The following is a 26186-nucleotide window of genomic DNA, read 5'->3' on the forward strand; positions in this document are numbered from 1 at the left end:
TTTCATCATGTTTGAGCAACGACGGCGACAGCGCCGTACCCGCGAGGATTCGCGAAAGCAATTTAATGATGTCGGTCGAACTCATAACTGTCAACGCTTTTGATTGCGATCAACATCATAGTAAGATTGCGGCGTTGTTCAGCGATGCAGGGAGACATCCAATGAAGATCACCAAAGCGCAATCACTGGCCAATCGCGCCCACATCGTCGAGACCGCCTCAGAGCTGTTCCGCGAGCGTGGCTACGACGGCGTAGGAATCGCAGAGCTTATGACCACGGCGGGTTTTACCCAGGGCGGCTTCTACAAACATTTCGGTTCCAAGGCGGATCTGATGGCTGAAGCGGCTGAGTACAGTCTGCAGAAGTCGCTGAACGGCGCCGCAGGCCTGGATATACCCACCCTTTTTCAGGTGTACGTGTCGAAAAATCACCGCAATGGCAGAAGAGACGGCTGCACCATGGCCGCATTGTGCGGTGACGCCTCACGGCACTCGGATGAGCTGAAGTCGATCTTTGCGGGCGGTATCGAAAATACGCTGTCAGCGCTTGAACAAGCGCATAAAAAGAGTCAGGACCCGCATCGCCAGAATGCGCGCGCCGAAGTAATAAGCCTGCTGGCGCAAGCGGTGGGAGCGATCATCCTTTCACGGGCTTGCCCGGACGACTCGTCGCTTGCCGACGAGGTGCTGGAGGTTTGCCGAGCGCAGATCCTGGCGTCGTGCTCGCCCAGCGGCGAACATACCAGCGTGTGAGCACTCGCATGCAGTGACGGTGCCGCACCCGCCCTTCATCGGGCAGACGCAGCGCCGCCAAGGTTTACTGCGCAGGTCGACACGAGTTACATCGCCCTGACCTGCTCCAGCAGGATTTGCAACGGATGCCGGACGACTTTGCCGTCCTGACGCTTGACCTGACTGCGGCAGGAATAACCGTCTGCAACCAGACGACCGTCGCCACCATGGCGGGCTACCAGGGGCTGCCACGACTGACGATAGATGGTGTCGCTGGTCCTGGCATTTTTGGTTTCGTGACCATAAGTACCGGACATGCCACAGCAACCGCTGGCCAATACTTCCAGAGTCAGACCGGTGCGGGCGAAGACTTTCTGCCACAAACCAACGCTGGCCGGCTCGTTGGTTTTTTCGGTGCAGTGCGGCAGGAAGTAATAGGTTTCACCAGGGAATTCCGAGCTTTGGTCTTCCAGTTCTGATGCCAGCCACTCCTGCGCCAACAGAACGGTCGGCACCCGCTCGCTGCCCAGCGTTTTGCTGTACTCCTGGCGATAGACCAGCGTCATGGCCGGGTCCAGGCCTACCAGCGGGATACCGTAATCCTCAAGTTTGCGCAGCGACTGGCTGTTGAAACTGGCCGCTTTCTCGAACGCCGCGAGAAAGCCCTGGACCTGTAGCGGCTTGCCATTGGGCGCGAAAGGCGCCAGATACACCTGGTAGCCGAGACGCGAGATCAACTCCAGCCAGTCCGCTGCCAGAGGCGTTTCGAAATAACGGGTAAATGCATCCTGGACCAGCACCACGGTGCGCTTGCGTTCCTGCTCGGTCAGTGCGGCCAATCGTTGCGGCGTGGCGATACCAACGTTCCAGCGTGCGCATGCGGCACGAAAATCCGTCAGGCTCAACAGCGGGCTGTCGACCATGCCCGCCACGTGTTCCAGCAGGTAACGCACCGGTTTTGCACCCATGACGGCGTTGTACAGCCTGGGGAACCGCGCCAGATGCGGAATGCTGAATTCCAGTGAGCCGATCAGGTAATCCTTGAGCGGGCGCAGGTAGCGACTGTGGTACAGCTCCAGAAACCGTGAGCGAAACTCCGGCACATTGACCTTGACCGGGCATTGCCCTGCGCAGGATTTGCAGGCCAGACAACCGGCCATGGCATCGTACACCTCGTGCGAGAAATCCTTCTGCCCCGCCACTTTGGCGACGCTGTTGACGGTGCGTTCGGCCAGGCTTTTCAGCACATTTGCCGCACGCGCACGGGCGCTGGCGGTCAGTACGTTGACGTCCTGCTCGCCTTGCAGCCGCAGCCATTCACGCACCAGCGAGGCGCGGCCCTTGGGCGAATGGATGCGGTCACGGGTGGCTTTCCAGGACGGACACATGGCGTCGTCAGTGTCGTAGTTGTAACAGGCGCCGTTACCATTGCAATGCAGAGCGGTGTCGTAGCTCTGCCAGACACGCTCATCGATACGACGATCCAGGTCACCGCGCAGGGTGACTTCATCCACCCGCGTCAGACGTGCATCCGGCACGCTGGCGGGCGTGGCAATCTTGCCCGGGTTGAGCTGATTGAACGGGTCACAGGCGGCCTTGAGGGCTTGCAGCGCCGGGTACAGCTCGCCGAAATACTCGGGCACGTACTGTGAACGCAACCCTTTGCCGTGCTCACCCCATAGCAGACCGCCGTAGCGTTTGGTCAGCGCAGCCACCGCGTCGGATATAGGACGGATCAAGGCGGCCTGCGCAGGGTCTTTCATGTCCAGAATCGGCCGCACATGCAAGACACCCGCATCCACGTGACCGAACATGCCGTATTGCAGGCCATGGCTGTCCAGCAGCGCACGAAACTCCTGAATGTAATCCGCAAGGTTTTCCGGCGGCACGGCCGTGTCTTCCACGAATGGCTGCGGGCGTGCCTCGCCCTTGACGTTGCCGAGCAGGCCCACCGACCGCTTGCGCATGGTGTACACGCGACTCACGGCCGCACTGCCGGTGGCCAGTGTGTGGCCGAGACGCACCACCGAGGTGTCGGTCTGCAGGTGCTCGACAAAGGCGTGGACGCGTTGCTCCACTTCGTTGAGCTCATCGCCGCTGAATTCGATCAGGTTGATACCCAGCGTCGGCGTCACGGGGTCCTGGGGGAAATACTCGGCCACGCCATGCCAGACAATGTCCTGCATGGCCAGCATCAGAACTTTGGAATCCACGGTTTCGATTGACAATGGCTTGTGGGCCATCAGGGCCTTTGCGTCACGCAGGGCGTCCATGAATCCGGCGTAACGGACGTTGACCAGAATCGAGTGTTTGGGGATGGGCAGCACATTGAGTTTGGCTTCGACAATGAAGCCCAGCGAACCTTCCGAGCCACACAGCACGCTGTTGAGATTGAAACGCCCGTCGGCTTCTCTCAAGTGCGCAAGGTCGTAGCCGGTCAGGCAGCGGTTGAGTGGCGGGAAGACATCCTTGATCAGTTGCGCCTGGGTATCGGCGATCTGTTGCGCACAGCGGTAGACATCACCCGCACGGTCGACACGCGCCTGTTCGCCCAGCAATTGCTCATCCGCCATGGCCTGGCTGTGCACGTAAGAGCCACCCAGCAGCACTGTCGACAGCTCAAGCACGTGGTCGCGAGTCTTGCCGTAGGTACAACTGCCCTGCCCGCTGGCGTCGGTATTGATCATGCCGCCCACCGTTGCCCGGTTGGACGTCGACAGCTCCGGTGCGAAAAACAGCCCGTGGGGTCTGAGCGCGGCGTTCAACTGGTCCTTGACCACGCCGGTCTGGACTCGAACCCAGCGTTCCTCGACGTTGATTTCGAGGATCTGGTTCATGTGCCGCGAAAGGTCCACCACCACACCATCGGTCAATGACTGACCGTTGGTGCCGGTTCCGCCGCCGCGTGGGGTCAGCACGACCTGTTTGTGCTCAGGCCGAGCCGCCAGCCGGGCCACCACTGCGACATCATGGCTGTCGAGCGGGAACACTGCCGCCTGAGGCAGACGCTGGTAGATGGAGTTATCCGTGGCCAGCACGGTGCGTGAGCCATGGTCACGGGCGATTTCACCCCGAAAGCCACCCTCGACCAGAGCAGTGAGAAACCGGTCGTAATGGCTGACCTGTTCGGACATGGGGTTCAACAGCGCAATCATGGTGGTTTCCTGGCTGGCTAGGCTTTTTATAGGTAAAACACGTATGCTTCGAAACGTTGCCGAGCATGACGTAATCAACGGTTGGCCTGATTCTCCGGCCTGTTGCGTGCCAGTGCAAACGTAAAACCTGCCGTTTTTCCATGAGCTCCATGAATGAACCCCAGAAGACTGACGCCCTCGATGTCACTGTTGATCGCTTTCGAAGCGGCTGCGAGGCATGGCAGCTTCACCAAAGCGGCTGATGAACTGGCGCTGACCCAGAGCGCGGTCAGCCGTCAGGTTCAGGCACTGGAAGCGCAGCTGGAAGTCGAGCTGTTCAAGCGTGACGGCAGGCGAATCGAACTGACAACCGCAGGCGCGCTGTATCAGCACGAGCTGGCCGCCGCACTGGGACGAATCCGCAGCGCAACCCTGCAGACCATTGCCCACAAGGCCGAGGGCGGTACTTTGCACCTCGCGGTGTTGCCCACTTTCGGTTCAAAGTGGCTGTTGCCACGCATGAACGAGTTCTACGTTCGGCATCCTGGCTATGTAGTGCATGTGCATTCGCGCATCGTGCATGCCGACCTCACGCCCGCAGCCAGCGAAATGAACGCAATCATCTGCGCCGGCAACGGCAACTGGCCCGGTTACGTGGCGCACCCGCTGGTCAGCGAAAAACTGGTGCTCATCGCCAGCCCTGCCGCGCTGACAGGCTATGCCTCGATGACGCCGACGCAGATTGCCCAGTATTCGCTGCTCAGCGTGGTATCGCGCCCCAATGCCTGGTCAGACTGGTTCGACAGAAACGGGCTGGACCATCACATCATGCGACCCGGCCCCAGCTTCGAGCTGACCTCACATCTGATACAAGCCGTTGCGGCCGGCATTGGTATCGCCCTGGTGCCGCGCATTCTGGTGCAGGACGAGATCAGCAATGGTGAGCTGGTCACACTGTTCGAGCCTCTGGACAGCGGTCGCAATTATTACCTGGCGTACGCCACGCGCTTCCAGAACCTGCCCTCGCTGTGCGTGTTCAGGGACTGGCTGTTGTCGATGCCCTTCCCTGACCGTTTGTAAATCGGAGCCTGTGTGCGTATCGAACCCCTTCCACCGCTGCAAAACCTGATTGCTTTCGAAGCAACCGTGCGCCACGGCAGCTTTACCCGGGCGGCCGCCGAGCTGCACTTGACGCAAAGTGCGATCAGTCGTCAGGTGGCGCAACTGGAAGAGTTTCTGGGGCGAGCGCTGTTTCGCCGGGAACACAAACGCATCCACCTGACCGTTGCCGGGCAGATTTACGCCGAACAGATTCATCGCGTGCTGACCCTGTGTGCCGAAGCCACGGCACAGGTCATTACCCATAGCGGCGAGCAGCAGTTGACGCTCGCCTGCTCGAGCGGCGTCGCCGCGCTGTGGCTGGGCCCGTTACTGGGACGTTACCGTGATGCGTTTCCAGCGGTCGATGTTCGCTTGCGCGTGGTGGACGGCCTGGATTCGCTGATCCGTGCCGAGTTTGATCTGGCGTTGTACTTCCTGCGTGAAGCCTCGCCCGCCGGGCTGGACAGCCGCCTGTTGTTCGCCGAATCGGTCAACGCCTACTGCGCGCCCAGCTATCTGAACGGGCAAGTGCTGGCGCCTGAGCAGCTGCTCGATCACTGCCTGCTGATGCTGGAGGACGGTCAGCGTCAATGGCTGTCCTGGAACGACTGGTTCGGGCGTCAGGGTGTCGACGCATCTCTGATTCGCCAGCGCATGACGGTCAACCTGTACCCGGTGCTGGTTGTCTTGGCGATTGCCGGGCACGGCATTGTGCTGGGCTGGCAGCCGATGATTGATCGGCATGTGCAGTCCGGTGCGCTGGTGCCCGCGTGCAACGCTAAAGTCGGTGCTGTCGGCGGCTACTACCTGCTGACGCCCAGCGGCAAGATGCCTCGCCGTGCAGCGCGTGCGTTCGAGAAATGGCTGACCGAAGAAATCGCGCGCCAGGCTTGAAGTCTTGCATGCGCAACACGCATGCAAACCTGCGTAATAAGCGTTTTCTCATTCAGCAGTCAGAGCCTACTCTCGGACCCAACGGGCACAAGACCTGATCCTGCTTCACCCCGCTTCATCTTCTCGACTCTGCCCCCTTATCAATGCAGGGTTGTTCCCTGCGTGTGTCGCATGCAGGAGCCAACAACATGAGCATTACACAACAATCCGCTTCGCACCCCGATCACAAGAAGGCACGCCGCGCCGTGACCGCCACGGTTATCGGCAACGGCCTTGAGTGGTTCGACTTCACGGTCTACAGCTTTTTCTCGGTGATCATCGCCAAGGTATTCTTCCCCACCGGCAGCGAATTGACCTCATACCTGTTGGCGCTGGCGACCTTCGGCGTGGGCTTTTTCATGCGCCCGGTCGGTGGCATCGTGCTGGGTATCTACAGTGACAAGCGCGGTCGCAAGGCGGCGCTATCGTTGACCATTCTGCTCATGGCACTGGGCACCCTGATCATTGCCCTTACTCCAGGCTTTGCGCAGATCGGCTATTTTGCCCCGGTGATGATCGTGCTGGCGCGCCTGCTGCAAGGCTTCTCTGCAGGCGGCGAAATGGGCAGCGCGACGGCCTTTCTCACCGAACACGCGCCTGAAGGCAAGAAGGCGTTCTATTCCAGCTGGATTCAAGCGAGCATCGGCGTCGCGGTGCTGCTCGGCTCGGCACTGGGCGCCATTCTGTCCAGCTACCTGACTCAGGCGCAACTGGAAAGCTGGGGCTGGCGTGTGCCGTTCCTGATCGGCACGCTGATCGGGCCGGTCGGTTTCTATATTCGTAGCCGCGTCGATGAAACACCGGCCTATACAGCAGCCAAACCCGTCGAATCGCCACTGCGTGAAGTGATCAAGACCTATCCGCGCCAGACCCTGATCAGCTTTTCGCTGGTGGTGCTATGGACCGTCTGCACTTACGCGATCCTGTTTTACATTCCTTCCTACGCTCAGCGTGTACTGGGACTTCCATCATGGATGGGTTTCAGCGCCGGCATGATGGGTGGCGCTGTGCTGATCGTCGCTACGCCGCTGGTGGGCGCTCTGGCAGACCGCAGCGGTCACAGGCCTTGGCTGCTCGGTTCCGCTATCGCGATCTTTTTCAGTGCGTACCCGATGTTCCTGTTCATCAACCAGATGCCCGGGCTGTTTTCACTGCTGATTTTCGAACTGGTTCTCGGCCTGCTGATTTCAGGCTACATCGGCTCGATCCTGGCCGCGTTCGGTGAGTTGCTGCCCACGCATGTGCTTTCGACTGGTCTGTCCGTGGCGTACAACTTTGCGGTGACCATCTTCGGCGGTTTCGCCACGTTTACCATCACCTGGCTGATCGCCTCGACCGGCAGCAACCTCGCACCGGCCTTCTACATCATGTTTGCCGCCATCGTCAGCGGCATCGGCGCGACGCTCTATCGCGACCGAGCGCCTGCTGCCCATCGCCCTCTGACTGGAGCTTATCAATGAGTACCGCTGAAACTTCACGCCTGATCCTGCGCAACGGCCGGCTGCTGGACCTGCAACAGGGCGCCTTGATTTCAGGGCAGGAAGTAGTCATCGAAGGTGAGCGCATCGTTGCGGTCCGCGCCGAAGGCGAGCCAGCTCCGGCTGATGCTCAAGTTATTGATCTGGGTGGCCGAACCCTGATGCCGGGCCTGATCGACTGTCATGTTCACGTGCTGGCGTCCAACGCCAATCTGGGCATGAACGCCCTGCAACCCAATGCAATCATCATGTACCGCGCCTTGCCAATCCTGTCGGCGATGCTGCAGCGCGGCTTCACCACTGTGCGCGACGCAGGCGGTGCTGACTGGGCGCTGGCCCGTTCCATTCAGATGGGATTGATTCCTGGCCCAAGAATCTTTGCGTCGGGCAAGGCACTGTCACAGACCGGTGGCCATGGTGACATGCGCGCGCGTGGCGAGCTGCTGCTCAATGAGCCTTGCTCATGCTGCTTCCGGGCCGGGGCGATTGCCCGTGTGGTGGACGGCGTCGACAATGTCCGGCTGGCAGTGCGCGAAGAGCTGCAACAGGGCGCCAACCAGATCAAGATCATGGCATCAGGCGGCGTTTCGTCGCCCACTGACCCGATTGCCAATACGCAATACAGCGAGGCGGAAATCCGCGCCATCGTCGACGAAGCTGCAGCAGCCAATACCTACGTGATGGCTCATGCCTATACCGCGCGCGCCATTCGCCGCGCCGTTGAATGCGGCGTGCGCACCATCGAGCACGGCAATCTGGTGGACGCCGATACCGCACGATTGATGGCGGAAAAAGGCGCTTTTGCTGTGCCTACACAAGTTACCTACGAAATGCTGGCCGAGTACGGCGAGCGCTTCGGGCTGCCAGCCGATTCCGTGGCCAAGATCGAGGATGTGCGTCAGGCCGGACGTAACGCCCTGCTGCTGTTCGCTGAAGCTGGCGTACCAATGGGTTACGGTTCGGACCTGTTGGGCGAGATGCACGAGTACCAGACCCACGAACTGAAAATCCGTGCTGAGCTGCTGGGCAACCTCGCGGCCCTGCGCAGTGCCACCAGCGTGGCCGCACAGATTCTTCAGCGTGAAGGCGAACTGGGCTGCATTGCGCCCGGCGCGCTGGCCGACCTGCTGGTGGTGGACGGTGATCCACTGACCGACATCAACTGCCTGGTAGGCCAGGGCGAGCAGTTGGCGATGATCGTTCAGGGTGGTCATGTGCGCAAGAACACCCTGATTTGACCTGACAAGGCATCAGTGAGCGTTGTGATCCCAGATCCAGTTCCAGATGCCCGGTAACTGCACAGGCTCGGCACCGTCCTTGACGGTTCGGGCCATGGCAGCACGCTGCAACTGCGTGCTGTCGTCGTAGAACGGCCTGGCGTCGAGGCGCACACCCGTCTGTTCGGCGCTGTCGACCAGTATCTGCAGGTATTCCCGTACATGCCGCGCCGTGTAACGGTTCAGATCATGAAAGGTCACGACTACCGGAACAACCCCATCCACAACCGGCAACGCGCCAACCGCGATGCGTTCACGCACCTGTGACAACTGACTGACCATGTTCGAGCGACGACGCAGACTGAAGTTGTAACCCCATATCTTGCCGTCATTGGCACTCAGATCGGTCAGCAGCACATGCAGGCCGTGCTGCTGATAGGCGCTGAACACCCGTTTGTCGTAGTTCCAGAAAGGCGGACGCAGCAATGTGGTTGGCGACCCTGTAATCGAAGCCATGATGGCGCTGCCCTGGGTCAGGGATTGCTCCAGTTCCTCGGGGCTCAACGAGCGGTGATTGGTGTGGTGCGGCGTGGCGGTATGAAAGCCCAGAATATGACCTTCTTCGTGCTCGCGATGCATGAGCGCCCGCCCTTGGTCGCTGTTGCCTGCGCCGGTTGCACCGGTCTGCACGAAAAACACGGCCTTGATATGCGGCTGCACAGGATTATCGGCCAGGCTGTCGAGCACAGTGATGGTCGGGTTATAGAAACCCGATGCGCTGGGCCCGTCATCGAAGGTCAACAGGAAACGAACCGGTGGCTGCTTGAGCAGCTTGTCACGGGTTTGTTGGGTCAGCGTAATCGGTGCACTGATGCAGGCAGTCAGGCCCAACGCAATCACCATGGCCCAAAGCGCGGCAAAAACGAATTTCATAGGTATGTCTGTTCCGGATGACCAGCCAATGCAATGCCCATGATGGGCGCTCTGCCATTCCTCCCTGTCCGGCTCCTGTAACGGTGTACACGCAAAGTGCAGCGGTGGCACACACTAGCTGGCCGCTCCTGCAAAGACAATCACGGCCGCCCGCAGCTTGTCCGCACCGAAACAGCTCATGCGGTTGAAGTCAGCATGGCTCACCGGCAAATGTTGGCAGTCAATGGCCTGACGGTGCAGGCTGTGGTCGATATCAGGGTCGTGCAGGTAAACAAAATCGCGGTCGCAGTCAGTCACCATCACCCAATGCGGCGCCTTGGAGCGCGTAAGACGGTAGCTGCTGATCAAGACCAGAGGCCTGCCGCCCTTGTCCAGCAGACTCTGCAGGTCCAGTGAGCGATTAGGCCGTATCTGCACCTGCGCCGCTTCAAGCTCACGACAGAACTGCTCGTGAACCAGGCGAATCACCTGTTTTTTCGCCTCGCTGCGTACCCCTCCCAAAAACAATGGGCCAGGCATTGATACCTGTAACTCGACTGCAAAGCCACGTCGCCACGCGGCCAGGGCCAGACCGTGTGGGCTGCATCCTCCATGGCCGGAGGTCATGAACACGGTGGTCGCTTCACGCCAGATTTGCAGCTCTTCGGCGCGCTCCATTGAACGTGCCGGCTGCAAGGCTTTCAAGGCCATGAGCAGGCACGCCGGGCCACAGGTAAACTCCAGCGTTTGCTGGTAATACGGCACCGAGCGGCTATCAGGACGGGCATGCTCGACGATACGTTTTTCATAGCGCAAGGCCGGCGCATGATCCTGGTAGTAATCGTCGACCTGCGCGAAACGGCGATAGCCGCTGTGCTCGTAGAGCCCGATAGCGGTGAGGTTGTCTGGACGGACCTCCAGACGCAGGTAAGCGCAATCGCGCTGTACCGCCTGCTCTTCGGCCCGCTGTAAAAGCTGTCTGCCCAGCCCTTTGCCACGTGCCACCTCGGCAATGGCAAGTGAATACAAGCGCCCCAGTGAAGTGCCTCGATGGAACAGCACCAGCGCATAGCCTGCGAGTTGGCCGGCTTGCTCAGCAACAATAAGACAGGCGTTGGCCCGGCTGATCATCCAGTGAAAACTGCGCGCTGTCAGTCGGTCGCTTTCAAAACAACGGTTCTCCAGCAAGAGTAATGCGTCGACATCGGCTTGCACTGCATCACGAAATATAAAGCCCATCTTCACCGCCGTAAAAGTTGTGTAACGAAACGGGACATTTCAATAAGCACATGCTTAATAGAAAGGACTGTTTCCCATCGGATCGATTACACATGTCAGCGGCGCAGGTGAAGATGAACGAAGTATCGGCTCAACTCGAACGTTCAGCAACAGCAAAACAGGCGTATAGCGAAATACCTTTTGCAGCACGGAGCCAACTGGTGATCATTGTCGAGCGGCTTGAAGACTGGGCATCTTACTTCCCCAGTGAAGACTTGATCAGTGCGCAGGACTACCTGGAAAATCCGCTGAAAGCCACCGCAGGCAAGCGTGTACAGGTCATCAACCTATGCCGCAGCTACAAATACCTGGGGCACGGTTATTACTGTTCCTTATTAGCCGAAGCTCGTCAGCACAATGTCATTCCTTCCGTACGCACTATCAGCGAACTGACGCGAAAGTCGCTCTATGGGTTGGCACTCGACGACCTCGACAAGACACTGGAACATGCACTTCAGGATCACCCGTATGATGACACCGAAGGGTTTACCCTCACGCTGTACTTTGGCCAGACCACACTCGAACCGTTAAAAGACTTGGCCCGACAATTGTTCGAAGCCTTCCCGTGCCCCCTTCTGATGGTGGAATTCCGCAAGCGTGACAATTGGCACATCGCGGGCATCAAGGCAGGCGCGCTTCCCAAATTGCGCGACGATCAGCAGGATGAATTTGCCATTGCCCTGGATGGTTTCAGCCGCAAGATCTGGCGTCAGCCGCGCTCACGTCGACTGGCCCGCTATGACCTGGCCATTCTGCACGACCCGCAAGAGCAACTGCCGCCGTCCAATGCTCAGGCGCTGGCCAATTTCATCAGGGTCGGTCAACGTCTGGGGATTGATGTCGAGCTGATCGAAAAGAAGGACTACGCCCGTCTCGCCGAATACGACGCGCTGTTGATTCGCGAAACCACCAGCGTCGACAACCACACCTACCGGTTTGCCAAAAAAGCCGAAAGCGAGGGCCTGGTGGTCATGGATGACTCTACATCCATTCTGCGCTGCACCAACAAGGTGTACCTGACCGACCTGCTCAAGAGTCACGGTCTGGGCATGCCGCGTACCGAAATTCTCTACAAGGATCGGCCTGAAGAACTGGAGGGCGTCGCCCGTCGACTGGGCTTTCCGCTGGTACTGAAAATCCCCGACGGTTGCTTTTCAAGGGGCGTGATCAAGGTCAGCACAGCCGAGGAAATGCATCAGGCAACGGCCCAGTTGTTCGAACATTCGGTGCTCTTGCTGGCACAGGAGTTTTTCTATACCGAGTACGACTGGCGCATCGGGATTCTCAATCGCAAGCCGATCTTCGCCTGCCAATACTTCATGTCCAAGGGGCATTGGCAGATCTACAACCACAAGGCCGTGGGGGCGGAGATCAATGGCGAATGCCGGACCCTGGCGGTGCACGAAGCGCCGCGCGCCGTGGTCGAGCTGGCCCTGAAAACCGCCAACCTGATCGGTGACGGGCTATACGGCGTGGACCTCAAGCAGTCGGGTGATCAAGTGGTGGTCATTGAAGTCAACGACAACCCCAACCTGGACGCCGGGATCGAAGACGCCTATTTGCAGGACGACCTTTACAGTCTGGTGCTGGAAGAGTTTGTGCGCCGCCTGGAACTCAAGCGCCTCGGCCAGGTATGGTGAAGCGATGATCCAGGGCCTGAAACTTGAAAACAGTCAGTTACAGCCGTGCGATCCGCAAGGCGCGCAAGTGTTGTGGTTCAGCAGGCCGGATGCCAGCGAGCGGACGCTGCTGCTGAAGCGTTTTCATCTGGACGAACACGCAGTTGCCTCCGCTCTGGACCCGGACGAAATTTCACGTATCGAATTCCACCCAGATGCGCTGTTCCTGATCTGGAAGCGACCCGAGAACTATTCGGGCAAGGACAGCTTCTCATTCGATGTGTCGTCGTTCGGCATGCTGCTCAGCGATGACCAGTTGCTGATGATCTGTGACGACGACCAGCCACTGAGCTCACTGGGTGCTAATCGTCCGCTCAATCAGCCAGTTGATATTCTGCTGGAGCTGCTCTTCAACAATATCCATCACTACCTTGGCCACTTGAAGGTCATCAAGATGGTTGCCCGAGAACTGCAGCAGAAATTCAACTCGTCCCTGGAAAACCGCCATCTGCTGCAAATGTTCAATCTCAGCGAAAGCCTTGTCTATTACATCAACGCTATCCACAGCAACGGCGCAGTCCTGACCCGCTTGCGCAACCATGCCCAAGGCAAACAGTACGGCGCCGACAGCCTGGCACTGATCGACGACATGATCATCGAGAACGACCAGTGCTACAAACAGGCCGAAATCTACTCGACTGTGTTCGCCGGACTGATGGACGCCCGGGGCAATCTGGTCAACAACAGCACCAACAACCTGTTGCGCAAACTGACCCTGATCAACGTGGTGTTCCTGCCCTTGAACCTGATCGCAGGGATCGGCGGCATGTCCGAGTTCAGCATGATGACCGCGCCCTTGCACTGGTGGGTGTCCTATTCAGCGCTGCTCCTGGGCATGCTGGCGCTGGGCGGCGCCATGGTCTGGGGGCTGCGCAAGATGGCCCGCTCAGCCTGAGCGGTTACGGCTCCCAGTCAGCCTTGCCGATCTGCAGACCGTGCAACCCGTTATAGGCTGCACGCTGGGGCTGTTGCCAGCCGTCGAGCAACTCAGGATCAAGGCTGTAGATTTCGACACCCAGCGGCCTGCAGACACTCAACGGGTCCTGGGCTTCCGGGCCCCACATGGGCAACGACAGGTCGCCGCCCGGGCATGTCGACAACGCGCACAGCAAGTCGATTTCGGCGAAGAACTCGAGATAATCGCCCTTCTGGGCCGGACAGGCTTTCATGAAGTACATGTCGTCATGGTTGAGGCCGGTGCACTGAAAGATGTTTAGCACATCATGCACGTCGAATTCGGTCAGCCCGTGCGGGAGCACAGCGCGAGTCAGGTTCGAATGGCAGTGATGGTGAAAGTCTTCACCGGTGAGCATCTTGTTGACGTAGGGGTCACAGCGCGTACCGAGCAAGTCATGCAAGCGGCCGCCGTGCTCATCGATGCCGTAGCTGGCGAGGCTGTCGTCGGTAATGGTGACCATCGGACGCAGAAACGGCAGGTTCGACCACAACCGGTCATGAATGCTGACATGCGCGCCCTGCAATTGCCGGGTACGCGCAGCCCACAAGCGTTCACGCGGATCATTGGCGTTCCAGACGTTGAAATCACCCACTTGTGGCCCGACCGGTGTGGTGACACGAAACACCTGACCCGCCTTGACCTTCCAGGCCCGCCCCGTACGGATCGGAACTTCGAAGTGCTCGACCAGCGTGCGTTGCTGTGCAGCGTCGCGGATACGCGCGTAGAAGCCGGTGTCCACTTGCAGGGCTGCGCCTTTACTCATTTGATAAGCGGCAGGGTAATCCTTGTACATAAAAAGACTCTCGTGGGGCAGGAGGGGAATGGCTTCAGCGTTGCTGTTGCACTGCAAGTTGCGGGCCTGCCGCCACGTCACCTACTGAAAGTCGCGACTGCGCACATCCAGGCCGGTCAGCAGCGGCGTAAGGTCATAAAGACGCTGGGCGATCAGGTGTCGCACTCCGCTCCTGGATTCCAGCCGCCCAAACACCTGCAGCAGTTGCGAACCCACCAGTACTTTACGCTGGCGCTCGGCCAGATCGCGCCAGACAACGACATTGACCATCCCGAACTCGTCCTCCAGGGTCACAAACGTCACCCCGCTGGCGGTGCCAGGCCGCTGCCGACCAATAACCAGCCCTGCGACGCTCAGGGTCCGGTCATTTTCCAGAGTGAGTAAATCCCTGGAGCTGCGAAAGCGCTTGGCAGCCAGTTGCCGACGCAACAGAGCCAGCGGATGGGGCCCCAACGTGGTGCCCAACGTGGCGTAATCGGCGACCAGATCTTCAGCCACGCTTGGCAATGGCAGCGTCACCTGACGTTCGTCAATGGGCAGATCATCAAACAACGGACGCTGAGGTTCGACACCTGCCACTTCCCAGCGCGCACGATGCCGGTGCCCGATCAGGCCACGCAATGCCCCGGAATCGGCCAGTGCTTCTGCGGCACGATTGTCCAGCCCGGCTCGCAACGTCAGGTCGGTGGCATCGACAAACATCCGCGTTGATCGGGCGGCCTCGATACGCAATGCGTCCTCCTCACGAAAGCCACGCACCATGCGCATGCCCAGACGAATGGCCAGGTTTCGTGTGTAATCGGCGTGTTCGACAGGCTCCAGCGAACAGTCCCAATCGCTGTAGCGCACATCCACCGGACGGATTTCGATTTGATGCCGACGCGCGTCCTGCAACAATTGATCAGGATTGTAAAACCCCATGGGCCAACTGTTGATCAGCGCGCAGGTAAACGCCGCCGGTTCATGGCATTTGAGCCAGCAACTGGCATAGGTCAGCAGGGCAAAACTGGCGGCATGGGACTCTGGAAAACCATAGCTGCCAAAACCCTTTATCTGCTCGAAAATCCGTTCAGCGAAGGCTTTCTCGTAGCCATTCGCCAACATGCCTTTGGTCAGCCGCTCGCGATGCGGTTCCAGACCACCATGGCGTTTCCAGGCGGCCATCGAGCGGCGTAACTGGTCAGCTTCGCCGGGTGAGTAATCGGCAGCGATGATCGCCACTTGCATCACCTGCTCCTGAAACAGCGGCACGCCCAGGGTGCGTTCGAAGACTTCTTTGAGCCGCGGTGGATACGTCACTTCCTCTTCATGGTTACGCCGACGCAGGTAGGGATGGACCATGTCGCCCTGAATCGGCCCCGGCCTGACGATGGCGACTTCAATCACCAGGTCATAGAATTTTTCCGGCCGCAGGCGCGGCAGCATGGCCATCTGCGCACGGGATTCGATCTGGAACACGCCGATGGTGTCGGCGCGGCTGATCATCTCGTAGGTTTTGCGGTCATCGCCAGGAAGGTCGGCCAGCGTCCAGCGCTTGTTTCTGTGCAAGTGGACCAGATCGAATGTCCTGCGTAGCGCACTGAGCATGCCCAACGCCAGAATGTCGACCTTGAGCAGGCCCACCAGATCCAGATCGTCCTTGTCCCACTGAATGATCGTACGGTCGGCCATGGCTGCGTTTTCGACCGGCACCAGCGTCTCCAGCGGATGTTCGGAAATTACAAACCCGCCGGGATGCTGCGACAGATGCCGGGGAAAGCCGATCAGTTCGCCCGCAAGGGTCAACACCCGACGCAGGATAGGTGTGTCTGGGTTGAAACCGTATTCACGCAGCCGTTCTGGCGATGGCAGTGTGTCACTCCATCGGCTGATCGCCTCGGCCAGGGCATTGATCTGGTCGGGCGGCAGGCCCAGCACCTTGGCGACATCGCGCACCGCACCTGAACCGTGATAGGTGCTGGCGACCGCCGTGAGCGCCGCCCTGCCCCGACCATAACGCCGGAACACATATTGAATGACTTCCTCACGCCGGTCGTGCTCGAAGTCCACGTCAATGTCTGGCGGCTCGTTGCGCTCTTCGGAAATGAACCGCTCAAACAGCAGGTTGCTCTTTTCCGGGTTCAGCTCGGTGATACCCAGTGCAAAACAGACCACCGAGTTGGCGGCAGACCCGCGCCCCTGGCAGAGAATGTGCTGGCTGCGGGCAAATTCGACAATGTCATGCACGGTCAGGAAGTAGCTGTCGAATTTCATTGTCGCGATCAACAACAGCTCTTTCTCGATCTGGGCCCGTGTCGCAGCACTTGGGCCGTCTGGCCAACGCTTGCGCGCGCCCCGCTCGGTAAGCTCGCGCAACCACGATGAGGGTGTGTGCTGTTTGGGCACCAGCTCATGAGGGTATTCGTATTTCAACTGATCAAGATTGAAGATGCAGCGCCGGGCAATTCGCACCGACTCGGCCAGCAGCCAGTCCGGATACAGCACGGACAGAGCATCCATTGGCCGCAAATGGCGTTCACCGTTGGCGAACAACAGGTGTCCGGCATCAGCGACAGTCGTGTGGTGCCGAATCGCGGTCATTGTGTCCTGCAGAGCGCGACGCCCTCGGGCATGCATGTGCACGTCACCACAGGCTACCGCCGGGATACCCTGGGATTGCGCCAGTGCCAGCAGGTCAGCCAGGCGTTGCTCATCATCCGCTCCGCAATGCAGTTCGACACCCAGCCACAGCCGTTCGGCAAAGTGGTCGCGCAACCACTCACCCTGAGCTGCACAATCCTGTTGGTCGCCTTCGATCTCTGGCATCCAAAGACACAGCAGACCACCCACCCTGTGATCGAAGTCTTCCCGCAACAACCGGTAGGCGCCTTTTTGCGCCCTGCGCCGCGCCACGGTAATCAAACCGCACAAGGCCTGATAGCCCGACAGGTCTTCGACCAGCAGCACGATCTTCGGGCCGTTCTCGACCTGCATTTCGCTGCCGATGATCAACGCAAGCCCGGTGTCTATCGAGGCCTGCCATGCGCGGACGATACCGGCCAGGGTGCATTCGTCAGTAATCGCCAGCCCCGTATAGCCATGGCGTAGCGCACGGTCGAACAGCTCGCGCGCGCTGGAAGCCCCTCGCTGGAAGCTGAAGTTCGACAGGCAATGCAGCTCGGCGTACTCGCTGTTCACGCGAACCAGCCGTGCAACAACAGATCGCCGTTTTCACCCACGCTGCGATACGCCCAGGCACGCTGGCCGTTGGTGGTTTCAATCAGGTAATAGTCACGGCGTACATCCCCGCCGTCCCACCAGCCCGATTCGATGCGTTCAGGCCCGGCCACGATACGCGCAGCGTGGGCAGGCAACGATTGCGGCTCTCGCAACAGCCAGCCAGGGCGTGCAAAACCGCGCATGGCCGGCGCTGGCTTGCTGGTACTTTGCGAGTGCCAGGCACATTCGGGACGATGATCAGCCAGCGCACGCAGACCATTGACCGATTCATCGCCAAGCCTTGCACGCAGCCGCTCGCGCAGTTGCTCCCACGGCAAGGTTTGCTGCACCCGTTCATCAAACAGCTCGCGGTGAGCCGGGACGAAAACCGGCAAATCCTTCGCCAATAGCCGCACCGCATTAACCGGCGACTTCACCAGTACCTGCTCCAGGCGTCCACGGGCCAGTTCGAATAGCATGGAAGCCTCACGCTCGGCACTCAGCTACCCGACTGACACAACGCTGTCCGGCCCTTCGTTGTGTTCCAGATGCAGGGCGAAACGCTGTACGCCACTGTCACGCCCGGCCAGAAACAGAGCCAGGTCGGCAATAAGGCGTTTAAGGGGAAACAACAACGCCTGATGCGATTCGACGTCGAAATTCAGCTCGATACGTACGTCGAAAAAATCCGGCGGCATATAGCATTCCAGCGCCACGGGACGCTCGCCCAACAGCGTGTCGAGGTGTTGCAGCACGCTGGCCGGAAAGCGCCGCGCCAAGGTATCGCGGGGCAATGCCAGCACCTGGCGCAGGCTGCGCAGCCCCATGCGCGACAGAGCGGTCGCCACTTCGCGACTCAGACCGATGCGATCCAGCGGCATCTGTTCCAGCGTGCTGCGCAGATCCTCGCGGCACTCAACGGTCAACCCGTCATGAGCGTTGGCCAGCATGCGCGCCGCCACCGGATTGGGCGCCACGACGATGCGATGCCTGAACCCCAGCCCTGTCAGCTCTTCACGCAGGCGCGCCTCGAACACCGGCCATGGCCCGAACAGTTTCAGGCTGGACTCGATCTCCATCAGCAGCACCCGTGGGTACTTGAGGCTTACATTGGAGCTGAAACCGTACGCCCAGGCCGCCAGCAATTGCTGCAAACGCTCGGTATCCGCCGGGTCGTGCTCGACCGTCGCGAAATGCGGTACCAGTGCCTGCGCCGCAGTCAGTGACTGGCCGGGCTTGAGCCCAAGGGCGCGCGCAGCAGGATTGACGGCTTGCAGCACGCGCCGCTGAGCGCTGCCAGTGACCAACGCCAATGGCTCATCGGGGTCGTCGCGACGGCGCATGACGCCATCGAGCGCCAACTGGGGCAGCAGAATACAGGCCCACAACATGGCAACCTCAAGCGTCGGTCGGGAATGGGATAGGCCAGGACGGCGCAAGCCCGCCCCGACACTTGAGCACCCGCAATTGTGCGGGACGGGTATCGACAACGATGCGCAGTGCAGCCGGTGAAGGGTTGGCAGCGGCCTGCTGTGGGCGACAGGCAAAGGCCAGGGTCTGCCCGGTCTCAGCGGCCACCTGCAAACGGCGCAGCGCGCGGTCATCGACCATGCCGGGCCAGCACACCACGGCGCCACAACTGCCCGAACGCAGGCACTGCTCGGCGGCCCAGAGGGCATTGCGCGCATCTGCCTCGATCACCACCAGTTGACGAAGGTCAACCCCGGCCGCCAGCCAAGCCTGCGGATAAGGAATGTATGGCGGCGCGACCAGCACAATGCGCTCGCCCTTTTCCGACAGCCGCGCCAGGCTTGGCCACAGCAGGCGCAATTCACCACTGCCATTGGCCGGGACCAGAATTTCGGTCAGTGCCGAGGCGGGCCAGCCGCCGGTTGGCAAAGCACTGTCCAGTGTTGCATGGCCGCTGGGCTGCGGACTGATCTGCGGCGCGGTCTGACGCCCTTTCCAGACCCTGCGCTCATCGAGCAAGGCATCCAGACTGACCACCGCGCCCATCATTCGCGCCTGACCAGGCCACAGAACACGCCCTCGATGGCGAAGTCCCGATCCGGCGTCACGACGATAGGCTGGTAAGCCGGGTTACGCGGCAGCAACCGCAACTCGTTGGCGCTGCGCTGTAGACGCTTGATGGTGACTTCGCCGTCCAGACGCGCCACGACTATCTGCCCGTCACTGGCCTGCGGGTTGCGATGCACACCCACCAGATCGCCATCGAGGATGCCGTCTTCGATCATCGAGTCACCTTGCACCCGTAACAAATAATCGGGAACGCGGATGAAGGTCCCGCGATCCAGATGCAACGTGCTGTGCACATCGACGTCCGGCCCGATCGGCGCACCGGCAGCCACACGTCCCAGTACCGGTATTTCCAGCAGTTCTGGGCGTGGCGTGCTCTGCACCAGGCGAATACCCCTCGCCTGATGCGGTATCACCTCGATCAGACCGGCGTCAGTGAGGGCAACGATGTGTTTGCGCGCCACGCTGCGTGAGGCAAAACCAAAGGCCTCGGATATTTCCGCCAGGCTCGGCGATTGCCCTTGCTGCGCGATGCGATCGCGAATGAAGGTAAGGATTGCGCTACGACGGGGAGATAATAGGCTCATGGAGTACATTTGTACTCCATCGAGAGTTATCTGAACAGTCTGTTTTGCCGGACGGACTCAAAGCCTGACAAATGGCATATCGCCTCTAACTGAAAAGCTTCATTCAGAGTTGTTTATTATTCGGATTTTAATAACAGTGATTCCAGGAATGACTGTTTATTAAGATAAACACTGAGCAGAGACTTAGCCGGTCTTTTCACTTCAAGGAGATTCATGATGATTACGCGCCAACTGGGTTATCAGGGCCCGCAGGTTTCAGCGCTGGGTCTGGGCTGCATGGGTATGTCGGACTTCTACACCACCGGCATCGACGAGCAGGAATCCATCGCCACACTGCACCGCGCACTGGAGCTGGGCGTTACCTTTTTCGACACGGCCGACATGTACGGCCCACATACCAACGAAACCCTGCTTGGCAAAGCCTTTCAAGGCAAACGTGAAGGGATTTATCTGGCCAGCAAGTTCGGCATTGTGCGCAGCGATGACCCGCACGCTCGTGGTGTCGACGGTTCCCCGGCTTACATCCGCAACGCCATCGATGGCAGTCTCCAGCGCCTGAAGACCGATCATCTGGACCTTTACTATCAGCATCGCGTAGACCCGAATGTCCCCATTGAGGAAACCATCGGCGCCATGGCTGAACTGGTAAAGGCTGGCAAGGTACGTCATATCGGCATTTGCGAGGCCAGTGCGCAAACCATCGAACGCGCGCACAAGGTGCATCCACTCGCCGCCGTGCAAAGCGAGTACTCGCTGTGGTCACGCGACCCTGAGCATGATGACGTGCTCGCCACCTGCAAGCGGCTTGGCATCGCCTTCGTGGCTTACAGCCCTCTGGGTCGTGGCTTTCTGACCGGCGCTCTGCGCACGCCTGACGATTTCGCTGCTGATGACTACCGCCGCTTCAGTCCACGCTTTCAGGGCGAGAACTTCAATCGCAATCTTGTGCTGGTGGAAAAGGTCAGAACGCTGGCCGCGTCCAAAGGCGTCAGTGCCTCGCAACTGGCTCTGGCGTGGGTATTGGCACAAGGCGATAACATCATTCCCATCCCGGGCACCAAACAACGCAAATACCTTGAAAGCAACGTAGCAGCGGCCACGCTTGAGCTAACCGCGGATGACCTGGCGCAACTGGATGCCATTTTCCCGGCCGCAAGCGCAGTAGCCGGTGAGCGCTACAGTGCCGAGTCAATGAGGTTCTTGAAAGGTTAAGGTTTGCGGTTATGAGAGCTGACGTCCGTTTGCGGCCGAACTGACGCTGATCTGCGCAAGATCACATCAGCGCCAGTGCGCCCACGAACGGGTTGGGCAAGGCAATCTGAAACACAGAACACGCCGGGGCCGCTGCGTGCGTCCATTCAGCCAGTGGCTGCCCCGACAACTTCAGGACGGCTTCCCGCTGACACCATGCACTGCTGAACGCTTGTGGACGTAAAGCATCGCAAGTTTCAAGCAATCGGCCCGCCACCTCATCGCCCAGATAGTCCCGCGCGACCTGCTGCCAGTCCGGCACACATTGCACCCGCATCAGATCAACCCCGACCGTCCCGTGCAGGTTTACCGCTGCCAGCGACAGCCCGGCATCGTGGCTGATGGACAACCCCGGCTCCGGCCATCCCTCGATCAATACGCGTGGCCGGCACCCCGCCGTGCTGATGAATGTGACATGAACAGGCGGCACCTGCAGTGCACAGGCCAGTGCAGCGCACAGGCGTGCCCGGATCAAGGCTCGCGCATCGATTCGGGAGGTGTTGTGGCCAGTGACGGCGCTGACCAGCAAAACGCCGTCAGGCAATTTCGGTTGCAAGCCCGACGAAGCGCTCCACACCTGTTCCACTGACTGCGGGACCGACAAGGCTGCTCACGCCCTGCCGGGCTGTGCCGGACAACCTGCCCAGCGACTGTTATCGGGAATATGTTCGCCCTTCATGACCAGCGTCAGCGGCCCCAGATAAGCGCCATCACCCACCACAGCGCTGTACAGCACGGCACTGCGAGGCCCCATGTAAACCCGTTCGCCAATGATCACTTGATCGATCTTCATCACCCGATCCTCGAACAGGTGCGTCTGGGGGCAGGCATTGGCGTTCAGTTCACTGTCTGCGCCGACGGTCACGCAGTCGAATTCGGTGATATCGGTGGTGTCCATGTACACGCCCTTACCGATCTTGCAGCCCAGCAGATTGAAGGCCAGTGGCAACCATGGCGTACCTCGCAAGTAGCGCATGAAATTGGGTGCGGCCATGCCTTCGTAAAGACTGGTGATGCCTTCGGACAACCAGACAAAAGGCGTCCACATCGGATCGGAGCGTTTGCGATAGCGGCCGATAACCAGCCATTTCAAGGCTGCCACCAACAGGAAGTTACCCGCGCTGTAGGCCAGGCCGATCAGCACCAGGTAACCCAGGACAGCCCCCCAGCGGTCCTGATCCACCATCGGCATGAGGTCAAGCATGACCGTATAGCCCACTGCAATAACCACTGCGTGGGGGGTCACGATGCGCACACCTTCTATCAGGCCACGAGCCAGGCGGCGTAGTGGTGAAGGACGGAATGTCAGTGAGTCGGGATACCCCTTGACCTGCTCACGAGCAGGCAGATTGATCGGTGGCGAGCCAAGCCAGGTATCGCCGTCCTTGACCACACTGTTTGGCGGTGCACTGGAATGCACGCCGATCAGGACATTTTCCGGCAGTACCGTGCCGTCCGGGATGTAGCTGCCATTACCGACGAAACTGCGGTTGGAGACCACTGTAGGCTGCAATGTCATCCAGCCTCCATCAATACGCTCATCGCCCAGCATCACCGCATCGGCAATAAACGTTTCGTCGCCCAGCGTGAGCAGGTCGGGAATCACTCCCTGCGCACTGGATATTTCGGCATCACGGCCGATCCTGGCCCCCAACAGACGGAACCAGAGCGGCGCATACACCGTCGCGTAAATACCCGACAGCACGTTAAGACTCGCTTCCTGAATATGGCCGACAAGCCATTTGGCGCAATAGGTATTGCTGTGCACCGGATAGCTGCCAGGCTTGAGCCGAGGCAACGCGATCCAGCGCAGTGCGGCCGCCACCAGCATCGTGATGACAATCAACACGGCGCTGGCTGGGAATGCCAGCAGAACGTAGCGGACCAACTGCCCTGCCACGCTGTCGCCCTGCAGCCATGGAAGGACATGGTGCGCATCGAACCCGTCGATCAGGTAAAAGGTCGGGAATACCGGAATGAAGAACAGCGTAGCGACCATTAGCATCCCGACCACGAAAAACAGCGTTTCGGCTCGCGAACGTGCTTTTGTTACCTGTGGACGCGCGGGCTGGCTCAAGGTGTCGAACGCCATGACATCCTGCGCTGGCGAACCCTGCCAGACGCGTCCGGCGGGCACTGCATGGTTGTCCGGGAGGGCCGACTGACTATCGAGATGTCCGAACGGACCAACGCAGGTGTCACCCTCCATGATCACGTAAGAACCGACGCAAGCGTTGTCCTGCAGGCTGACACACCCCAAGTGCAACTGGCCACGTTCGACGCGCGCGTTCTCGAAGCTGACGCCATTGCCGACGCTGACTTCATCACCAATGTCCAGAAGGTCAGGCGCCCGAACGCTGGCACTGCCAATAATGACCTTCTCTCCGACACGAGCACCCAGCGCACGCAGCCAGAGCGGATAAAGCGAAGAGCCATTGAGCAGATAAACCGGCGCTGATTCAACCAGGCGATCCGCGGCCCACCAACGGAAATAGGTGAGCCCCCACAGCGGATAGACGCCTGGCTTGAGGCGACCGGCGATAAGCCATTTTCCAGCGATCGCGAGGCCGAACTGCAGCACCGTCGCCAACAGGAACACGGCGATTGAAGCGAGTGTCGCCACCGGGACTGAATCGCCGGGTGCGCCAGTAAGAAAATGGTACATGAAGAAAGGCGCCAGCCATTGGACCATTCGCAAACTGACCATAATCGGCAACACCAGCGCCTGCGCCATACCGCAACGCCAGCGGTGCCATGCCGAAGGCGGCGTCCACTGAACCGGCTCGTCGGCTGTTTCCGGCGTCTGCTCCAGCACCGCCGCAATAGCGCCAATACGTCGCTGAACATAGATATCGCGGACCGTGAAGTGCGCAAATCTCGGGTCGGCACGCAAGGCCGAAGCTACTCGCGCAGCAAAAAAGGAGTGACCGCCCAAGTCGGTGAAAAAATCGGCATCGCGACGGATCGGCTGGCCCGGAAACAGCATGGTCAACGTTGCGAAGAGTGCCGTTTCCCCGACTGTCTCAGGCACATCCGACTCCGCGCCAGGGCCAGCTACTTCATTGACCAGGGGACGTGCCTTGAGCGCCTTGCGATCAATTTTGCCCGACGTCAGTCGAGGCATGGTGTCGAGCAATTCAAAATGCCCCGGCACCATGTAGGGCGCCAGCCTGGCCTGCAAGGCTCTGCGTAATTGGCCAGTAAAGGCCGAAGGAGGCGCGTCGTCACAGACCACATAAGCCACCAGACGGTCTACACCGTCGTCATTGCGCAGCAGAACGGCCACGGTGCCGACGCCAGGCTGTTGAGCCAGCAGCGCTTCTATCTCACCCAGTTCGACCCTGAAACCACGGATTTTCACTTGATCGTCGGCGCGCCCGAGACACTGCACTTGCCCGTCATGATTGATGCGCGCCAGATCGCCTGTGCGGTAAAGACGGGCATCGTGATAACCCGTAGACCACGGGTTGGACACAAATTTTTCCAGGGTCAGGTCCGGGCGTCCCAAGTAGCCCTCGGCAACACCCGGGCCAATGATGCAAAGCTCACCGGTTTCACCGCGCGGCAACAACACAGGTTGCTGCTCACTGCCGGTCTGGCCATCGCTGGCAATCACCAGCAAGCCGTAATTGGGCAACGGCGTGCCAATGTTGACCGGAGCGCCAGGCGATAAACGCGCCAGGCTGGCTGACACTGTCGCCTCAGTCGGGCCATAAGTATTGAACATCTGACGATTTGGCCTGGACCAGCGCTCAACCAGGGACTCGGGGCACATTTCACCGCCCAGGTTGATCAGACGCAGGCTTGGCACGTCTTCACTGAACAACGCCAGCAGTGTGGGCACCGCGTGCAGAACGCTGATGCGCTGTTCGGTCAACAGGCGAGGCAGGACTTCGGGATCACCACTGGTTTCCTTCGGGCCGATCCAGAGCGTGGCGCCGACCAGATAGGCAATCCAGATCTCTTCGAAGGATATATCGAACGCCACCGAAAAGCCCTGGTAGACCCGGTCGCTTGCGCGTATGCCAAGTATTGCGTTTTCGCTGCGCAGGAAGTGGCAGATGCTGCGCTGAGAAATCAGGATGCCCTTGGGCTTGCCGGTCGAGCCCGAAGTATAAATCACGTAAGCAGGATGCTCGGGCAAGGCGCCGTTACGACGTATCAATACCTCGCCTGTCGGTGTCTGCAGCGCTTGGGCAGTCCACGTCTGCAGTCCGGTCGCGCTCAGCATTGGCTGCGAAGTAGCGCAGCACACCACGCCCACCGCATCCGCATCTTCCATGCAGATTTGCAGACGCTCCACCGGCGTATCCTGGTCAAGCGGCAGCCAGGCCGCGCCAGTCTTGGCAATGCCCGCCTGCATTACCAACAGCTCGATCCCCCGTGGCAACCACAGGCCGACGATATGACCTGGCCGCACACCGGCGTGGATCAAGGCAGATGCGACCTGATCAACCTGCCGATCCAGTTCTTCGTAACTGAGCTGACGCTCACCAAAGATCAATGCGACCTGCTTGGGAAAGCGACGTGCGCTTGCCTCCAGCAGATCGGCCAACACTTCTTCCTGCATGAGCTCAGGCTGGATCGGGCCATACAGCACGTTTGACAGGTGGGCGCTCGGGGAGGATTTCAGCGGAGTAAGACTATTCATGGCAGCCAGCGCTCACTCGTATGAAGGAGTAACCAGAAAGATTCGGACTGTTGGCAAGCATTTCAGCCCGCCGGACGGTGCGCCATTGCGACACAGAAATGTGTCTGACTTGTTTGCGGACCAATAAACTTTTGACATGAAAAGCTTCGCTCCCACGGGCGCCACAGCGGGCTGGTGTGGGAAATGTGGCAGAGGACGGCTGTACGCGACCTGTACAAAGCAGATACAAACGAAACCGTCATTTCGAG

Annotated in this window: 17 protein-coding genes and 1 pseudogene; 8 read left to right on the plus strand and 10 right to left on the minus strand. The window is 59.8% G+C overall.

The features are described from left to right. Positions 1 to 161 precede the first annotated feature (161 nt). Entirely contained in the window at positions 162 to 752 is a 591-nt protein-coding gene (locus tag KDX37_RS19500; RefSeq protein ID WP_231654341.1) for a TetR/AcrR family transcriptional regulator, read from the plus strand. 86 nt (positions 753 to 838) lie between these two features. Here KDX37_RS19500 and ydiJ read toward each other — a convergent pair whose 3' ends face one another. Beyond that, positions 839 to 3886, minus strand: coding sequence for a D-2-hydroxyglutarate dehydrogenase YdiJ (gene ydiJ, locus KDX37_RS19505; protein ID WP_231654342.1), 3048 nt, complete (start codon positions 3884 to 3886; stop codon positions 839 to 841). 153 nt (positions 3887 to 4039) lie between these two features. Here ydiJ and KDX37_RS19510 point away from each other — a divergent pair, with 153 nt between their 5' ends. The 4 genes from KDX37_RS19510 to KDX37_RS19525 all read left to right on the plus strand — a co-directional run bounded on the left by KDX37_RS19510 (position 4040) and on the right by KDX37_RS19525 (position 8615). Next, complete coding sequence (locus KDX37_RS19510; RefSeq protein ID WP_231654343.1) at positions 4040 to 4945, plus strand: LysR substrate-binding domain-containing protein; 906 nt, start codon at positions 4040 to 4042, stop codon at positions 4943 to 4945. A gap of 12 nt (positions 4946 to 4957) precedes the next feature. Next, positions 4958 to 5860, plus strand: a complete 903-nt coding sequence (locus KDX37_RS19515; protein WP_231654344.1) for a LysR substrate-binding domain-containing protein — start codon at positions 4958 to 4960, stop codon at positions 5858 to 5860. Between the two features lie 188 nt (positions 5861 to 6048). Next, entirely contained in the window at positions 6049 to 7359 is a 1311-nt protein-coding gene (locus KDX37_RS19520) for an MFS transporter (protein ID WP_231654345.1), read from the plus strand. Continuing rightward, positions 7356 to 8615 (plus strand): metal-dependent hydrolase family protein, encoded by a 1260-nt coding sequence (locus KDX37_RS19525; protein ID WP_231654346.1) that lies wholly within the window; start codon positions 7356 to 7358, stop codon positions 8613 to 8615. Before KDX37_RS19520 ends, KDX37_RS19525 begins: the two co-directional genes overlap by 4 nt. A 12-nt stretch (positions 8616 to 8627) precedes the next feature. On the opposite strand, the gene KDX37_RS19530 is transcribed toward KDX37_RS19525, so the two are convergent. Beyond that, complete coding sequence (locus KDX37_RS19530) at positions 8628 to 9527, minus strand: polysaccharide deacetylase family protein (RefSeq protein WP_231654347.1); 900 nt, start codon at positions 9525 to 9527, stop codon at positions 8628 to 8630. A gap of 114 nt (positions 9528 to 9641) precedes the next feature. Continuing rightward, on the minus strand, positions 9642 to 10745 hold the full coding sequence (locus KDX37_RS19535) for a GNAT family N-acetyltransferase/peptidase C39 family protein (protein WP_231654348.1): 1104 nt from the start codon (positions 10743 to 10745) through the stop codon (positions 9642 to 9644). Between the two features lie 92 nt (positions 10746 to 10837). On the opposite strand from KDX37_RS19535, the gene KDX37_RS19540 reads away from it, so the two are divergent. Continuing rightward, positions 10838 to 12424, plus strand: coding sequence for a RimK family protein (locus KDX37_RS19540; protein ID WP_231654349.1), 1587 nt, complete (start codon positions 10838 to 10840; stop codon positions 12422 to 12424). Between the two features lie 4 nt (positions 12425 to 12428). Next, entirely contained in the window at positions 12429 to 13358 is a 930-nt protein-coding gene (locus KDX37_RS19545; RefSeq protein ID WP_231654350.1) for a magnesium transporter CorA family protein, read from the plus strand. A gap of 4 nt (positions 13359 to 13362) precedes the next feature. On the opposite strand, the gene KDX37_RS19550 is transcribed toward KDX37_RS19545, so the two are convergent. From KDX37_RS19550 to lexA, 5 genes and pseudogenes are all read right to left on the minus strand, one after another. Then, complete coding sequence (locus KDX37_RS19550) at positions 13363 to 14214, minus strand: urea carboxylase-associated family protein (RefSeq protein ID WP_231654351.1); 852 nt, start codon at positions 14212 to 14214, stop codon at positions 13363 to 13365. Positions 14215 to 14295: 81 nt separating this feature from the next. Then, entirely contained in the window at positions 14296 to 17391 is a 3096-nt protein-coding gene (locus tag KDX37_RS19555) for an error-prone DNA polymerase (RefSeq protein WP_231654352.1), read from the minus strand. Further along, positions 17388 to 18803, minus strand: a pseudogene (locus KDX37_RS19560) (Y-family DNA polymerase). Before KDX37_RS19560 ends, KDX37_RS19555 begins: the two are co-directional and overlap by 4 nt. A gap of 7 nt (positions 18804 to 18810) precedes the next feature. After that, on the minus strand, positions 18811 to 19428 hold the full coding sequence (imuA, locus tag KDX37_RS19565) for a translesion DNA synthesis-associated protein ImuA (RefSeq protein WP_231654353.1): 618 nt from the start codon (positions 19426 to 19428) through the stop codon (positions 18811 to 18813). After that, on the minus strand, positions 19428 to 20045 hold the full coding sequence (gene lexA / locus KDX37_RS19570; RefSeq protein WP_231654354.1) for a transcriptional repressor LexA: 618 nt from the start codon (positions 20043 to 20045) through the stop codon (positions 19428 to 19430). Before lexA ends, imuA begins: the two co-directional genes overlap by 1 nt. A gap of 207 nt (positions 20046 to 20252) precedes the next feature. Between lexA and KDX37_RS19575 the strand changes: the two genes are divergently transcribed. After that, the gene (locus tag KDX37_RS19575) at positions 20253 to 21248 is read left to right on the plus strand and encodes an aldo/keto reductase (RefSeq protein ID WP_231654383.1); all 996 of its coding nucleotides are present in this window, start codon (positions 20253 to 20255) and stop codon (positions 21246 to 21248) included. A 61-nt stretch (positions 21249 to 21309) separates the two neighbouring features. On the opposite strand, the gene KDX37_RS19580 is transcribed toward KDX37_RS19575, so the two are convergent. Then, a complete protein-coding gene (locus tag KDX37_RS19580; RefSeq protein WP_231654355.1) occupies positions 21310 to 21891 on the minus strand; it encodes a 4'-phosphopantetheinyl transferase family protein in 582 nt (193 codons plus the stop codon). Positions 21892 to 21897: 6 nt separating this feature from the next. Next, positions 21898 to 25938: a Pls/PosA family non-ribosomal peptide synthetase gene (locus tag KDX37_RS19585; RefSeq protein WP_231654356.1), complete on the minus strand. Its 4041-nt coding sequence runs from the start codon at positions 25936 to 25938 to the stop codon at positions 21898 to 21900. Positions 25939 to 26186 lie beyond the last annotated feature (248 nt).

The organism is Pseudomonas californiensis (genome assembly GCF_021147775.1).
Classification (GTDB): domain Bacteria; phylum Pseudomonadota; class Gammaproteobacteria; order Pseudomonadales; family Pseudomonadaceae; genus Aquipseudomonas; species Aquipseudomonas californiensis.

Excerpts from the sequence above, each read along its gene's own strand:
- KDX37_RS19500 (WP_231654341.1), top strand. The coding sequence starts at position 162 with ATGAAGATCACCAAAGCGCAATCACTGGCCAATCGCGCCCACATCGTC.
- ydiJ (WP_231654342.1), bottom strand. The coding sequence starts at position 3,886 with ATGATTGCGCTGTTGAACCCCATGTCCGAACAGGTCAGCCATTACGAC.
- KDX37_RS19510 (WP_231654343.1), top strand. The coding sequence starts at position 4,040 with ATGAACCCCAGAAGACTGACGCCCTCGATGTCACTGTTGATCGCTTTC.
- KDX37_RS19520 (WP_231654345.1), top strand. The coding sequence starts at position 6,049 with ATGAGCATTACACAACAATCCGCTTCGCACCCCGATCACAAGAAGGCA.
- KDX37_RS19525 (WP_231654346.1), top strand. The coding sequence starts at position 7,356 with ATGAGTACCGCTGAAACTTCACGCCTGATCCTGCGCAACGGCCGGCTG.
- KDX37_RS19530 (WP_231654347.1), bottom strand. The coding sequence starts at position 9,527 with ATGAAATTCGTTTTTGCCGCGCTTTGGGCCATGGTGATTGCGTTGGGC.
- KDX37_RS19535 (WP_231654348.1), bottom strand. The coding sequence starts at position 10,745 with ATGGGCTTTATATTTCGTGATGCAGTGCAAGCCGATGTCGACGCATTA.
- KDX37_RS19540 (WP_231654349.1), top strand. The coding sequence starts at position 10,838 with ATGTCAGCGGCGCAGGTGAAGATGAACGAAGTATCGGCTCAACTCGAA.
- KDX37_RS19545 (WP_231654350.1), top strand. The coding sequence starts at position 12,429 with ATGATCCAGGGCCTGAAACTTGAAAACAGTCAGTTACAGCCGTGCGAT.
- KDX37_RS19550 (WP_231654351.1), bottom strand. The coding sequence starts at position 14,214 with ATGTACAAGGATTACCCTGCCGCTTATCAAATGAGTAAAGGCGCAGCC.
- imuA (WP_231654353.1), bottom strand. The coding sequence starts at position 19,428 with ATGGGCGCGGTGGTCAGTCTGGATGCCTTGCTCGATGAGCGCAGGGTC.
- lexA (WP_231654354.1), bottom strand. The coding sequence starts at position 20,045 with ATGTACTCCATGAGCCTATTATCTCCCCGTCGTAGCGCAATCCTTACC.
- KDX37_RS19575 (WP_231654383.1), top strand. The coding sequence starts at position 20,253 with ATGATTACGCGCCAACTGGGTTATCAGGGCCCGCAGGTTTCAGCGCTG.
- KDX37_RS19585 (WP_231654356.1), bottom strand. The coding sequence starts at position 25,938 with ATGAATAGTCTTACTCCGCTGAAATCCTCCCCGAGCGCCCACCTGTCA.